Origin of the sequence: Paenarthrobacter histidinolovorans (assembly GCF_014647595.1) — a bacterium.
In the GTDB taxonomy this organism is placed as follows: Bacteria; Actinomycetota; Actinomycetes; order Actinomycetales; family Micrococcaceae; genus Arthrobacter; species Arthrobacter histidinolovorans.
This window is the reverse complement of the sequence record NZ_BMPM01000005.1, coordinates 69,334-82,315: the sequence shown is the minus strand read 5'-3', so window position 1 is coordinate 82,315 and position 12,982 is coordinate 69,334. Positions and strand designations below refer to the sequence as shown.

The 12,982-nt window shown below is 61.7% G+C and carries 13 protein-coding genes; 5 read left to right on the top strand and 8 right to left on the bottom strand.

The annotated features are described in order from the left end of the window. The first annotated feature begins 21 nt into the window (after positions 1-21). Positions 22-984 (top strand): D-2-hydroxyacid dehydrogenase family protein, encoded by a 963-nt coding sequence (locus IEY62_RS13045; RefSeq protein WP_229785276.1) that lies wholly within the window; start codon positions 22-24, stop codon positions 982-984. A gap of 48 nt (positions 985-1,032) precedes the next feature. After that, on the top strand, positions 1,033-2,175 hold the full coding sequence (locus IEY62_RS13040; RefSeq protein WP_189018508.1) for a glycerate kinase: 1,143 nt from the start codon (positions 1,033-1,035) through the stop codon (positions 2,173-2,175). 29 nt (positions 2,176-2,204) lie between these two features. Here the strand turns inward: IEY62_RS13040 and IEY62_RS13035 are convergent, their stop codons facing one another. Further along, on the bottom strand, positions 2,205-2,447 hold the full coding sequence (locus IEY62_RS13035; protein WP_189018506.1) for a DUF2630 family protein: 243 nt from the start codon (positions 2,445-2,447) through the stop codon (positions 2,205-2,207). 95 nt (positions 2,448-2,542) lie between these two features. On the opposite strand from IEY62_RS13035, the gene IEY62_RS13030 reads away from it, so the two are divergent. Then, entirely contained in the window at positions 2,543-2,986 is a 444-nt protein-coding gene (locus IEY62_RS13030; protein WP_189018504.1) for a YdeI/OmpD-associated family protein, read from the top strand. Positions 2,987-3,270: 284 nt separating this feature from the next. Here IEY62_RS13030 and IEY62_RS13025 read toward each other — a convergent pair whose 3' ends face one another. Beyond that, the gene (locus IEY62_RS13025; RefSeq protein WP_189018502.1) at positions 3,271-4,422 is read right to left on the bottom strand and encodes a VanZ family protein; all 1,152 of its coding nucleotides are present in this window, start codon (positions 4,420-4,422) and stop codon (positions 3,271-3,273) included. A gap of 142 nt (positions 4,423-4,564) precedes the next feature. Then, entirely contained in the window at positions 4,565-5,830 is a 1,266-nt protein-coding gene (locus tag IEY62_RS13020; protein ID WP_189018500.1) for an MFS transporter, read from the bottom strand. A gap of 50 nt (positions 5,831-5,880) precedes the next feature. Here IEY62_RS13020 and IEY62_RS13015 point away from each other — a divergent pair, with 50 nt between their 5' ends. Next, positions 5,881-6,834: an ArsR/SmtB family transcription factor gene (locus tag IEY62_RS13015; protein WP_189018498.1), complete on the top strand. Its 954-nt coding sequence runs from the start codon at positions 5,881-5,883 to the stop codon at positions 6,832-6,834. Positions 6,835-6,884: 50 nt separating this feature from the next. On the opposite strand, the gene IEY62_RS13010 is transcribed toward IEY62_RS13015, so the two are convergent. From IEY62_RS13010 to IEY62_RS21710, 5 genes are all read right to left on the bottom strand, one after another. Then, positions 6,885-7,436 carry a dihydrofolate reductase family protein gene (locus IEY62_RS13010; protein ID WP_189018496.1) on the bottom strand — a complete coding sequence of 184 codons (552 nt, stop codon included), beginning with the start codon at positions 7,434-7,436 and terminating at the stop codon, positions 6,885-6,887. 11 nt (positions 7,437-7,447) lie between these two features. After that, on the bottom strand, positions 7,448-7,774 hold the full coding sequence (locus IEY62_RS13005; RefSeq protein ID WP_189018494.1) for a hypothetical protein: 327 nt from the start codon (positions 7,772-7,774) through the stop codon (positions 7,448-7,450). 933 nt (positions 7,775-8,707) lie between these two features. Then, complete coding sequence (locus tag IEY62_RS13000) at positions 8,708-8,887, bottom strand: hypothetical protein (RefSeq protein WP_189018491.1); 180 nt, start codon at positions 8,885-8,887, stop codon at positions 8,708-8,710. A gap of 369 nt (positions 8,888-9,256) precedes the next feature. After that, entirely contained in the window at positions 9,257-9,736 is a 480-nt protein-coding gene (locus tag IEY62_RS21925; protein ID WP_404595638.1) for an acyl-CoA dehydrogenase family protein, read from the bottom strand. Further along, the gene (locus IEY62_RS21710) at positions 9,720-10,118 is read right to left on the bottom strand and encodes an acyl-CoA dehydrogenase family protein (RefSeq protein ID WP_229785275.1); all 399 of its coding nucleotides are present in this window, start codon (positions 10,116-10,118) and stop codon (positions 9,720-9,722) included. Before IEY62_RS21710 ends, IEY62_RS21925 begins: the two co-directional genes overlap by 17 nt. 303 nt (positions 10,119-10,421) lie before the next feature. On the opposite strand from IEY62_RS21710, the gene IEY62_RS12990 reads away from it, so the two are divergent. Further along, positions 10,422-11,648: a hypothetical protein gene (locus IEY62_RS12990; RefSeq protein ID WP_189018489.1), complete on the top strand. Its 1,227-nt coding sequence runs from the start codon at positions 10,422-10,424 to the stop codon at positions 11,646-11,648. Positions 11,649-12,982: the final 1,334 nt, after the last annotated feature.

The following is a 12,982-nucleotide window of genomic DNA, read 5'->3' as shown; positions in this document are numbered from 1 at the left end:
CGCTGTGGGGAGGAGATTGCCGTGACCCAGTTCCGTTTAGCCATTCTTGATGATTACCAGCAGGTTTCCGGGGATTATGCACCGTGGGATTCACTGCCCGACGACGGCGTGAAGGTCAGCGTCTTCAGCGCACCTTTCCTTTCGGAGGACCAAGCCGTGGCTGCGTTGACGCCGTTCGACATCATTGTGGCGATGCGTGAGCGGACCCGGTTTCCACAAAATGTCCTGGATTCGTTGCCCAACTTGAAGCTCCTGGTCACTACGGGCATGGCGAATGCGGCGATCGATCTCGAAGCCGCTACGGAACGGGGCATCGTGGTGTGCGGAACGGGCGGATCACCCGCCGCGGCGCCGGAGCTCACCTGGGCCCTGTTGCTCGCCTTCGCACGGAACCTGCCTGTGGAGGAGAACTCGCTGCGGGCGGGGGACTGGCAGACCGGCGTCGGATTTGAACTTGAAGGCAAGACGCTCGGAATCGTTGGCCTGGGGAAAATCGGCAAGCGCATGGCCGGGTACGCCCAAGCGTTCGGCATGGACGTCCTCGCGTGGAGCCAGAACCTCACCACGGAGGCCGCCGAGGCAGCAGGTGCCCGCCTGGTCAGCAAAGAGGAACTCTTCAGTGAGTCGGACATCGTGACGCTGCACCTGCGGCTCTCCGAGCGAACCCAAGGCATTGTGGGCTCCGAAGAACTGCGCCTTCTGGGTCCCGATGGGGTGTTGGTCAACACTGCCCGGGGCCCGTTGGTTGACGAGGTGGCCCTGATCCGTGCCTTGGAGGAGGGCTGGATCCGTGGGGCTGCCCTGGATGTTTTCGAGGAAGAGCCCCTTCCTGCCGGGCACGCGCTGCTGCATTCCCCGCGGACTGTCCTCACACCGCACATTGGGTACGTGACGCATGAGAGCTACCGGAAGTTCTACGGCGAGGCGTTCGAGGACGTGAAGGCGTGGCTGGAGGGTGCTCCGGTGAGGGTTATCAGCGGCTAGGTTACGGGCGGGCAAGCGCTTTCCGGGCAAAGCTGGCAAGATGGACGCATGCGTATCCTCATCGCCCCGGACAAGTTCAAGGGATCCCTGACCGCCGCCGAAGCCGCGTCAGCCATGGCCGAGGGCGCCTTGCGCGTCTACCCGGATGCTGTGACCACGCAGTTCCCGGTGGCAGACGGCGGTGAGGGCACGCTGGATGCTGCCATTGCCGCTGGTTACGAGGAGCGCAACAACGCAGTTGTGGGACCCATCCTCAAGCCGGTGGGTGCGTCCTGGGCGATCCGCAAAGACTCTTTCGGCGGCGTCACGGCCGTCATCGAAACAGCCATGGCTTCCGGTTTGGCGCATATGGAGCCGACTCCCGGGAATTCCCTGCGCGCCCATAGCTACGGTTGTGGCCAGCTCATCGCTGCTGCCCTGGACGCCGGTGCCACCGAGATCGTGCTCGGCGTTGGCGGCTCAGCAATGTCCGACGGCGGCAGCGGCGCCTTGCGCGCGCTGGGGCTCAAGCCCCTGGATGCGGCCGGGAACGTGATGCCGCTGGGCGGCGGATCACTCGCGGACGTCGTAGCCTTGGATGTCTCGGAGCTGGATCCCCGGCTGTCGGCGGTGAAGTTCCGCATCGCCGTCGACGTCCAAAACCCGCTGTACGGGACCGATGGCGCCGCGCATGTTTTTGGTCCGCAGAAGGGCGCGGATGAGGACGCCGTTGAAATGCTCGACGCCGGACTCCGCAACTGGGCGTCGCTCCTTCGGGAAACCACTGGGCGCGACGTGAACGTTCCGGGCGCCGGAGCGGCCGGTGGGTTCCCGGCGTCGTTCCTGGCATTCACGGATGCCGCGCTGGAAGGTGGTTTCGCGCTGGTGGCAGGGCTGACTGGACTCGCCTCGCACTTGAGTGAGGCCGATCTGGTGATCACCGGTGAAGGGTCCATGGATGAGCAGTCGCTCACGGGCAAGGCGCCGATTGCGTTGGCAGATGCCGCGAGCGTCCATGGCATTCCGGTGATCGCAGTAGCCGGCCGTATCACTGTGACGCCCGAGGACCTGGCGAAGCACGGGATCGTGGCGGCGGCACAGTTGCTGGACGTCGCACAGCGCAAAGATGGCGTTCCGGATGTTGCGGACGCAGTGGCCAACGCCGCCAAGTACTTGGCGTGGGCCACCAGCCAGGTACTTGAAGGCGCCTAGATTCCAGGGCCGGTTTCTGAGGGGTAAAGCTACTGCCGATAGCCCTCAACTTCGCTGATAGGACGGGCCTCGGCGTCGTCCGGGTTCTCTCCGGCGTCCTTCTTGGCACGCCGCTGGCGCAACAAATCCCAGCACTGGTCCAGCTGGGCTTCAAGGTGGGCAAGGCGTGCCCGGCTGTCGTCGCCGGCTGTCTCTGAACCTGCGGAGTCGCGGAGATGATGTTCCTCTTCCACCAATGCCTGGATTCGTTCCAGAAGGTCCTGCTCGTCCATGGTCTCTCTCCTTGGGGTGGCTGTTCCGGGCGTTATAAGAAACCTAGTCTTGCCGGTGGGGTGCGTCTACTGGTTCCTGGCGGCATACTTGGGTCATGCAATTTACAACCACCATCGTGGGCGATGGCAACAAAGCCGGCATCGAGGTTCCCTCCGACGTCGTGGATGCACTTGGGGCCGGGAAAAAGCCTCCCGTGGTGGTGACCATCAACGGCCAAAGTTACCGCAGCAGCATCGCGGTGATGGGCGGGAAATACATGGTGGGCGTCAGTTCGGCGAACCGCGAGCTGACCGGCGCTGCCGCTGGTGACACGGTGGAGGTGGGTCTCGAGGTGGACACCCAGCCGCGCGTCGTGGAAGTTCCGGACGATCTCGCTGCAGCCTTGGACGCGGACCCTGACGCGAAAGCCTTCTACGGGACGCTCAACTACAGTGCCCAGCGGCGGTACGTGGAACCGATCGGGGACGCCAAGACCGCTGAGACCCGCGCACGACGTATTGCCAAAGTTGTCTCGGATCTGAAGGCCGGCAAAAAGTAGCAACCAGGCGCAAAAAAATAAAAAAAGAAACTGACCTGGACCATGACACGTTCCGTCGGGTGGCGCCACTACTAAGTAGTGACAGGTTGCCGAGCGCATTCCGGATGCAGAGCAGCAGCCACGGCCTATGAGGTGTTGAGACCCCCTCCTCGGCCGGTCACGCGCAATACCCTGGGCCGCTCGTTGTCAGTGGCCTTGGGGGTGCGCTCGTCCGCTTGCCCGAGCGGACAGTGTGGCCGGCCCGAAAGCAGACCCCCCCTCGAGCCGGCCACATGCACCCCGCGTCACTCAGCTGCTGTCGTGGTTTGCGAACGCCAGGCCGGTCCCGGCACTAAGCCAGCCACCCGGCGTCGTTCGATTTCACGTGAGTCAACCATCTGTGCACCGGTTAGGACGCCCGAAAGTCCCCGCGACTTAGTGAGCGGAATCGCTACGAAAGCGGCCAGGAGCAAGAGGCCGGTGAGAGGACCGAACGCGGTTGCCTGCATCAGATCGCCCAGGAACGACAACACGACGTAGAGCCCGCCGGTAGCGCTGGCCCGGAGCAATGCCCGACGGCGGGTGGCCGGCCAATACGGTTGCAGCCACACGGCGCGCTGGCCGAGTGATGCGCCGGAACCCACAAGTGCGGGCAGGTAGAACACCAGGAACCCGGGAACGAGATGCATGAGGACGAGGGAAAAGGTGTCGTCTGCTGCGGGGAGATCCGCGCCGATCGCGAGCAGCCCCACGCTGTAAACGACAACAAAGCCAAAGCCGAGGAACACCAGCGCCACGTAGTCGATGATCATCCCAAGCCAGCGCCGCCGGACGGTGACGGGGCGGCTCTGGCCACGGGCCGCGCGGAGGTCACGTCGTTGCGGCATGAACCAAAGGACCAAAGGAGCAATAACGGCGCCGATCAAAGCGCCAAGGGTGTTCGTGATGAGATCGTCGACGTCGGCAAGACGGTAGGCGCAGTCGTAAATGCCCCATAAACCGGTGAATTGGGTGGCCTCGATGAGTCCCGAGACGATGCCGCCGGTCAGCGTGGATACGGCGATGTTCCACGAAAGGTAGCGCCGCGCGATCACGCCCCAAGGGATGAACAGCACCACGTTGAAGACAACCTGCAGCGTGGCGCGGCTGGTCAGGGTTCCCGTGATTCCCAGGCCCGAAGTTTCACGTTGGATGTCGTCGAGGAATTGGAAGGGAACCGGCTGGAAAGTGCTTCCGCCTGGGCCGCACTTCAACAGGGTGGGATCCGGCAGAGGCAGCAACGTGTAGGCCACCAGGGCAACACCGTAGACGCTCAGCCCTGCGGCACCCAGGAATCGACGCCACGTGAACCGGCCGTACATCCTGTACTGGATCGCCACGATAGGCACCATGAACACGCCAAAGAGGAGCACCCCTCCCAGCACACCCACGTACGCCGGCCACACCCATTCCCCCATGATTCCCTTTCACTCGTTGTCTCCATGGTTTCAGGATGGTGGGCTCAAGTCCTCCGACTCCGTGGTGATGTTGCTCGCCACCGACTCGTCCCGGGGGTGGAGTCCGGGACAAGTGGGCGGCCGCTTGCCGCGCCTGCTCCGATCAGGCGAGTACCGCCGTCGTCGAGGCTTTCCGGGCTATCAGCGCGACGCCGGCCGACGATGCCAGGAAGACCGCACCCAATATGGCCCAACCCGGGACACCATGTTCGACGACGGTAGCGGTCACCACAAGCGGTGCGAGCATGGCCCCGAGCGCCGATCCCATCCCGAACATCCCTTGGTACGCGCCTGCCTGGAGGGGATTGGCGAGTTCAAAGCTGAGTCCCCACGCTCCCGCTTGTGACAGGATTTCCGCCAAAGAGTGCAGGAGAGCCGCACCGCACAGGAGCGTAATGGCGGCGGCCACCGGCACTCCACCCGAAATTGCGTAGAGGGCGCAGGCCGCGGCCATCAGCACGCCACCGGTCATAACGATCTTTCCTGCCCGGCCCGGATCGTGTGAACCGCGGGAGAGAGGGACTTGCAGGAGGATGACGCACACAGTGTTGATAACAAGGACCACGGAAATCAGCACATCCGGTGCGCTGGTGTCCTGTGAAATCCATAGCGGGACGCCCATCTCGGCCAGCCCGAACTGCATGCCGAAGATTCCTGACAGCACAGTCAACAGAACGTAGCGGCGATCCCTGAAGGGGGAGACGCCGCGCTTCGGAGCGGGCTGGGAGGGATCGTGGCGCGGCGCGTCAACACGTGCTGGAAGGCGGCGGAGTTGCAACGCGCTGAGGACGTAAACCACGCCGGCGCCGATCATCATTGCCCGGAACGCGTCGGCGGTCCCGGCCAGCAAAGCCAGTCCGGCGATCATGCCGCCCACCGCGATGCCCAGGTTTGTGATGGTGCGCAGGACCGCGCGGGCGTTGACGCGGTTGGGGCCTTCGAAGGCCCGGGCAATGATCGCGGAGCGTGTGGCGTTCGCGCCCCGGTCCACGCCTACCGTAATACAGGCAATCACGACGGCGGTGCCGAAGTTCCCGGCGAACGTATAACTTGCGATCGCGAGACCTTGGACAGCGACCATCCCCACCAGGAGCCGACGCGCGGAGAAGTGATCGGCCAGGCGGCCGCCAATGTAGGACGTCGCGACACCGAGCCCGCTGGAAACAGAGAGGATCACGGCGATTTCCACGGCACTCAACCCGACGAAACGGCTGAAGTAGAGGACTGTCAGGGTGAGGAAGATGCCGCGACCCACTGTGGAGACCAGGATGGCCGATGCGAGGATCTTGAGGCTGGGATCGGAAAGCGCGGCGCGGAGGCCGTGCCGGGGAGTCTCGGTGGTGTCTGCGGGAGATTTGGTCACACACATAGTTCTGCCACCCACCGATGACGGCCGGTATTGATGTAGCGTTATCCTTCATGTTGAAGTACGAATTGTCCGGAGCAGATCTGGGCGGTGTGCGCTTCGGCATCTCGCCCATGTGCGAACTGGGACTTTCCCTCCGGGCCATACGCGATCCCAGCCAGTACCCACTTCAACTACCGTGGCTGCGTCGCACGGAAGAGGCCCGTTCCCGCCTGGACCTGGACGGTTTACTGGCCTTGGTCGACCACCGGCTCTGGACGCCGGACTTCCTGAACCCCCGGCCAGAGTCACCTCTCACCAGGATCGACGACGAGTTCGCGGCTTTGGAGCGGATGTCCAGCGAGCAGTTTCACGGCGACCTCATCCGGGTGCACGGTGCTGTTCCGGCGGTCTTTTCCGGCCCTGTCGGCCCCGCGATCCAGCGCCTCGTGCAGATCCTCAAGGACTTTTGGGACACATGCTTCGCGCCGCACTGGCTGCGCATGCGCACCATCCTGGAAGCGGACATCGTCTACCGCGGCCGGCAACTTGCCCACGGCGGCCTGTTCACGATGCTCAACGATTTGTCTGGTGCTGTGGAATTCGACGGCCGGGTCATCTCCGTGCGATTGAAGAACCCTGCGTCGCGGACCGAGAAGACCGATGGGCTGGGGCTGACCCTTGTTCCCACCATGTTCACCCGCAGGGCCTCAGCTCCCGTGAACCACGGGGACCCGCCGATGCTCATGTACCCTGCCCGCGGTCAAGGAGCAATGTGGGAGGCCGAGCAGGTGAGGAGCCCAGCCGCTGTTGTGGCGGTGCTCGGGGAGGTCCGGACCAGCCTGTTGACTGCGCTCGCCGCCCCTGCCTCATCCACCGAGCTTGGAGTGCGTTTTGGCGTGACCACGTCCGCAGTCAATCAGCATCTCAGGGTGCTCAGGAATGCCGGTCTAGTGACTTCCACGCGCTACGGCCACAGTGTGCTGTACTTCCGGAGCGAGCTGGGCGCGGCGTTGCTGCTGGGGTGAGCGCTGAGGCGGGCCGACGGCGCCAGGCCGCTGCCGCCGTCGAGCGTTCTCTAGTCCTTGCGGAGGCTGTAGGTGCTCACAACGTTGCCCTTGCTGGTGGCGTATTGGTCCTCCAGCACGAGCCTGTTCTGGGGATCGCCGTCCTCGAAGAGGCGCCGGCCGCTGCCCGCCACCACCGGGTGCGTCATCAGGGTCAGCTCGTCCAGGATGCCGGCGAACAGCAGTTGGCGAACCACCGAAATGCTCCCACATACGGCGATCTCGCCGCCGTCGCGGTTCTTGAGATCCGTGATGAAGTCCTCCAGCGAACCGCTGATCAGCTGCGAGTTCTGCCATTCAAGGGGTTCTGACAACGTCCGGGATGCTACGAACTTCTCGACGGGATTGATGAATGCCGCAAAGTCATCGTCCTGGGTGGCATTCGGCCAGTAACCGGCCCACTCCTGGTAGCTGACCCGGCCCAACACCACGGTATCCACGGTGTTGATCATCTTGGTGAGTCCCTTGCCCAGCTCCTCGTCGAAGCTGTCGAACTGGAACTTGAACGGGTCCTGGACCACGCCATCCACGGAATGGAACAGTCCGGCGGTTACTTTGCGCAATGGTTCTCCTCTTAGGCTGCCTGGCTTGTTGTCAGGACTTCCCGGGACGGCAGCGTGGTTACGTTGTGCGGCGTCGTGTTCAGGCGGACAGGCACCTCATGAAGTTCAGCGTAGATCTTCAGCTGGTCCAGCGCATCTGCATCGACTGTCGCCTCCGAAAGGTCCATCTCCACGCCCAAGCCGCCGCCGAGGCTCTTGGTTCGCTGAACCACGGGGTAGAGCCCCTGAAGGCTCACCGCGGTCACGCGCCCGGTCGCTGCGATCTGGATCTGTTCGCCGTCAACGTCGACGCGAACAACTACGGAGAGCTTGTCGCTGGCCAATGAACTGCCTTTCATCCTTGCTGCCACGCTGCAGCGCACCCCAGCGTATGTGCGATGTGTGACGTGCGCAACATTGCGACGGCGGGGCCGGTGCTGGTTCCTGTACGGGTGCGGGCCGTGACCAGCCGCGTCCTGTGGGTGCAGCATGGATGTGGGTCTTTGTGGGCCCTAAACCAACCGTCCCGGAAGTTGTTTTGTGACAGCTGCTTGAAGGGGATGTTTTGGCACAACATACGGGACGGAAATGTTCCGCGGATGCTGTGGATGTCATCGGTCATGGAACGCGTCTGAGTGAGTGGCCAAAGCCGTTTGCGCGGCATGCACGTTAGAGGATGCCACCAAGGGTTCGACGCGGCATCAGCCACGTCCGGAATGCCGCCAGCGACTGAATGCGCGAGTGGAAACTGTCCTACCGAGAGTGTCCCGGTTCCAAGGCAGTGGGATTCCATTGGCACAGGGCCGCGACGTGTCAAAGCGTGGGGCAACGACGGTGGGTGAGAGCTTCCTGCCATTTGCGAGGGTCTTTGATGAGGCGGACGACGGAACTGCCTAACCGGTTACGGGGGTAACCTCGTTGCCCTAATTCTGATGGATTTACTTGACTTGCAATTATTGCTGGATGTGTGGCTATGGGTTTTCCAGCGGAAAGCTGATTAAATTATTTGGGGGAATTTTGAGAATTTTCAAATCTTTATTGGCCGCCGTCATTTTGACAATTGGTCTCTGCACCGCCACTCCGGCATTTGCTGAGGTGCCGCCTGTGGAGCAGGAAAGCCAGCAAATCTTGCAGCGCGAGGCATTCAGGAACGATCCTCAGTCCCTCCAAGAGGTCACTACGGTCGTGGATGCTTCCGGGAATTTCACAACTACCTTGCGGGCGAGTGGTGCTACGGGTTACGCAGTGACGTGCGCAGGGACACAAGCGGACAACGCGGTGAGATACCCGCACTACTCCAAGGGGGCCGAGGGAGCCATCTCGAAGACGGTTATCAAGTGCGTCGGGACAGGGCTTCCCTCCGTTGACTTGAGGGTCAGTGGCATCATCTCGTTCGCACCGTCGAACTCGGCGACGAACACTGACGTGGTGTTCCAGCATCGTGGTGCTGCCACGGCGACCCAAACCGTCATGGTGAACGGCCCGGAGGTCACGTGGTATGTTCCGGAGCCCAGTCACAGCACGGTCCCGAGCAACGCCGGGCGCGGAACTGGTTTCTGGAGGGCGACGTCTACCTGGTTCTTCGAGGTCGGCGGAAAGATGTCGACCGTGGGCACGCAGACCGTTACTATCTGGAAGACAATCTAGTCTTAACTGGTGAGCAGCGATGAAACCACAAATTATTGACCCGCGTTATGTAAACCGAGTCGATCGGAATCCAAGTTACCGAGTTGATTTTTGGACAGATCAGAGTGTTTCGGAAGAGTGGAAACTTAGCCAAGTCACAGACATCGCTGAGGTGCTCCTGTGGGCCAACGAGCATTCCGCGGGCAGGACGTTCGTTATTTATGCAGAGTTTCCATACGAAAACGGGCATGGAATGATTCGACTGCTGGGAAACGAGCCTCCAGGAGTGTAGCCTCGGCGGCACTCCGAGATGCAATGGGCCAATGACCCATTAGGAAAGAGCCCAAGCGACCACAGAAGACGACGACACCATTTTGTCCGAAGAGGAGAGGCGGTACCGCTGGCGCGGTACCGCCTCGGAGCACGGCACGTGTCACGCGGTATGAATCAGGCCGGTCAAGCCGAGAGGCGGCTCTCGGACGCCGCCAGGGGGTCGTAGTCGGGGTTACGGAGAAGATCGTGCAAGTGCCGCCGACGCACCCCCCCATGTTTCCGCCGTCATAGAGCGGCAGGCACAGAACATCCTGCATGACCTTGCCCAATGGTGAACGGTCACCGTACGAGTCGACACCGACAAGCCGCATCGCGTCGTAGACCGTCTGCACTGATAGTTCCGAGTTAAAGATCTTCACCATGTTCGACAGCTCGCGATCGAGACCCCCCGGTCTTGTCGAAGTGATCCGACGCTTTCCACGCGAAGTAGCGTGCCGCTTCGATCCGAGTCTTGATGTCGGCGAGCATATAGCCGGCGTTCTGATGCTCGATCACTGGAACCCTGCCTGACCGTTTCTCCGTCTTCACGAAGTTATATGCGATCTCGAACGCGGCGCGCACTTTGCCGACGGCTGCAGCCCAGATGCTCGAGGAGGTCCAGGAGAAGGCCCCTTTCGCCAACTGGAGGCCGTCGCCCGGTTTGCCGATCATGTTCGACAGCGGCACGCGCACCTCTCTGAACTCGACGATGGGCGAGTTCGAGGCGAGATGGCCCATCGTGTCGATCATCCCGGTGATCTCCACGCCCGGTGTGCCCTTCTCAACGACGATGATCGCCAGCGACAGGATTCATTCTCAGACTCTACGCGGAGCCCCCGGGCAGCATGGGAGATACCGATACTGCCACCGCCCCACTCCCAAGGAAATGGAACACCTGCATCGTGACGATTCTCCAAGACACGAACGACGCGTTCCGACTCCAGGCGGATGTCTCCAAACCGTTTGTTCAAGACGGTCAGTAAGCCGGTGTCATTTCGATTACCGACTTCGCTCCACACATAATCGGGCAGGTTTTGATGAAGGAGCGAACACATCTAGCCTGTGGTCATGTCATATGACCTTGCTGTCTACCTGCCCGAAGCCCTTGACGCCGAGGCTCTGACTGCTCTCGTGGACGCTTCGATAGGTTTGCAGCTGGAAGAAATCGCCGACGGCGGAAGTGGTGATGGCCCGCAGAACTGGCACATCCTCCGGGGCAAGAGGGCCGCGTATTGTTTCACTTTGGAAGGCCCGTTCCTGGTCGAGCCCGAAGACGTTCCGCATGAGGTTACGGCTGCTGTCCTTGGCGCCGGCGTCATGTACAGCATCCTGGTTGAAGGCGCCGAACCGGTGTCCATCGCGCATGCTGTCCGGTTTGCCAAACGCTTGGCCAAGGAGGGAAACGGGGCGGCACAGGATCTGCAGACCGAAGAGATCTGGCCCAAGACCAGTACCCGGGCGGCAGCCAGGCCGGAGCGCGACACCATGATCGACATTGTGGAGGTCCGCTGGTATCACCTCATGGACGAGGTCCGGGACGACTTCCCACAGCGGTACCTGGATCTGGCCCGGCAGTACTTGCCGGAGGCGCTGCCGAAGCGGTTTGGCAGTTACGAGCCGCTCCAACGAAACCTTGCCCGTGACGGCGACCAGGCCTTCGTGAAATTCTTTTCTGAGGACTGTGACGTTTCGACCGTCGGGAGTTTTCCCACCGCCGGCGCCTACTTCAAAGGTGTTTTCGGCGGTCATATGAAACAGGACCGCCCTACCAGGAAGGGCGACGTGCAGGTCGTCTCGATCAGCATTCATCGGCTTGCGCTGGAGGATCCTCGGTGGCGGGAAGCTTTGGAGCGCTTCTTCATTGCCGTGGCCATCGAGCTTCGCAGCTTCTACGCCACCGCCGAAGTTGACTCGGGATGGGGGTGGAACGGCAGATCGTTGTGGTGCTACGCGTCCAAGCCCAGCCTTTACTCCCAGAAGGAAGCTTGGGGCCAGTGGTTGGGATTGAGCCCCCACCCGGTCTGGATGGCCTGGTTCTCGCCGCTGTACTCCGACCTCGTGCGACCGCACCTGCAAGGCGCTGTTCAGAAATATCCCGAAGGCATCATGCACCGATTCGGTGACGGGCCACTTGGCCGGGAAGAGATCATTGAACGATGGCCCGAAGCTGGCGAGTGGGTACCTGTCGAGCTCACCGGTGCCGTGGGACACCCTGAGAGCCGGTTCGCTGATGTCATGCCCGAACGACTCACCCGAATGCTCGTCGCGCCGCCGCCGAAGCCTGACCGGACATAGAGACATATAGAAGTAGCCGCCAGCAGCATCGGTCGCTTTCGCCCGGCCCACCGTTCTGACCCGAGGACCATGGGTGGGGGAGTCTCCCAGTCAGGGTGTCCCACTGCCAAGGAAGTGGGACGGCACCCCGATCGGATCCTCCAACCATCTGGTGTCATCTCCCGAAGCCGGCTGCCCTCAATGTCAGGAGGCGTCTATGCTGCGATAGTGCATAGACGGCCTCCTAACTTGGACAGCGGCGGGTCAGGAAGATCTAGTTGAAGCTAGGGCCAACTTCTTTAGGCGGCGCGGAATCGGGGTTTCGCTCAAGGGCGAACATTTTGTTTAGTTCCGCGGCAACTACGTGTGCAGCTTCAGGGTCGCCGTCATAATAGTCTTCCCAAAGGCCAACGACAAACCAACTAGACGGCGCCAACTCGAGCGTACCCTCGTCATTGATTCTCGCTTCCCACCCGTCCGGTATCGAGCCACCAGAAGTGACGAAAGACCGTGAGTCGTGCCACACAAGCGAGTTCCCATCGTCAGTCAGGATCTGGAGCTGGGTTGGCCTGTTGGAGTAAGCCAGCAAGGAGGTCACTAAATACTCGGCGCCAAGTGTTATAGAGGGGTTGGAATCGTATGTTTCCGTCCCATCCATCGAAAGGATCTTTGTACAAATAACCTTCACCGTGATCTCAACACCGCCTTGTAGTCGTAGCCGTAGTCAATGGCACCCGTGACCTTGTTCTGATAGAAGTGCACCTTAAAGTCATCGTAGGGGCCCTATCGCATAGCGGGGTCCTCGGCGGCGTTTACATAGGATTTGTGAATGAGCCGCAAGCAGGACAACGTAACGGGATCATAGGCCTCAGAGCGAAGATTCTCGGCTCTCGCCACCGCCCGTAAGCCGATCCACTTTCGCTCGTGGGCAGTCTATGAAGGACTCCCGGGCCACCTTGACTAGGTTCTACTCCTACTCCGTCGAAGTCTACGGACGCCGTGCCTGCTCGCCTGGCTGGCCCAAGGCGCCTCTTCGATAGCCATGATGACGTTGTCGTCGACGTCGCTGGCGGGAAGTGAAGCGAGCCAGGGCACGGAAAGGGAAGTCCAATAGTTCATCTGAGTCGCCACCGCTGTCGCTGGAATTGTTGCCAGCGGAACTGTTGAAAGCAGTGTTCCTGGCACCATGGACAGCTCAAGCTCGCGCGCCTCAAGTTCTGCTCGGACTTCCTCGTAAGGACGTTCCAGACACGGAAGTAGCCCAATCGGGTTCTCCAGATCGAGCTGCCTTTTAGGCCGCGTGTCATCACCGATGTAGAGGACGTCTCCAACGAGCCCGAGCCATGAGTGTGGCC

Excerpts from the sequence above, each read along its gene's own strand:
- IEY62_RS13040 (WP_189018508.1), top strand. The coding sequence starts at position 1,033 with ATGCGTATCCTCATCGCCCCGGACAAGTTCAAGGGATCCCTGACCGCC.
- IEY62_RS13035 (WP_189018506.1), bottom strand. The coding sequence starts at position 2,447 with ATGGACGAGCAGGACCTTCTGGAACGAATCCAGGCATTGGTGGAAGAG.
- IEY62_RS13030 (WP_189018504.1), top strand. The coding sequence starts at position 2,543 with ATGCAATTTACAACCACCATCGTGGGCGATGGCAACAAAGCCGGCATC.
- IEY62_RS13025 (WP_189018502.1), bottom strand. The coding sequence starts at position 4,422 with ATGGGGGAATGGGTGTGGCCGGCGTACGTGGGTGTGCTGGGAGGGGTG.
- IEY62_RS13020 (WP_189018500.1), bottom strand. The coding sequence starts at position 5,830 with ATGTGTGTGACCAAATCTCCCGCAGACACCACCGAGACTCCCCGGCAC.
- IEY62_RS13015 (WP_189018498.1), top strand. The coding sequence starts at position 5,881 with ATGTTGAAGTACGAATTGTCCGGAGCAGATCTGGGCGGTGTGCGCTTC.
- IEY62_RS13005 (WP_189018494.1), bottom strand. The coding sequence starts at position 7,774 with ATGAAAGGCAGTTCATTGGCCAGCGACAAGCTCTCCGTAGTTGTTCGC.
- IEY62_RS13000 (WP_189018491.1), bottom strand. The coding sequence starts at position 8,887 with ATGACGGTTTGGGTCGCCGTGGCAGCACCACGATGCTGGAACACCACG.
- IEY62_RS21925 (WP_404595638.1), bottom strand. The coding sequence starts at position 9,736 with ATGGTGAAGATCTTTAACTCGGAACTATCAGTGCAGACGGTCTACGAC.
- IEY62_RS12990 (WP_189018489.1), top strand. The coding sequence starts at position 10,422 with ATGTCATATGACCTTGCTGTCTACCTGCCCGAAGCCCTTGACGCCGAG.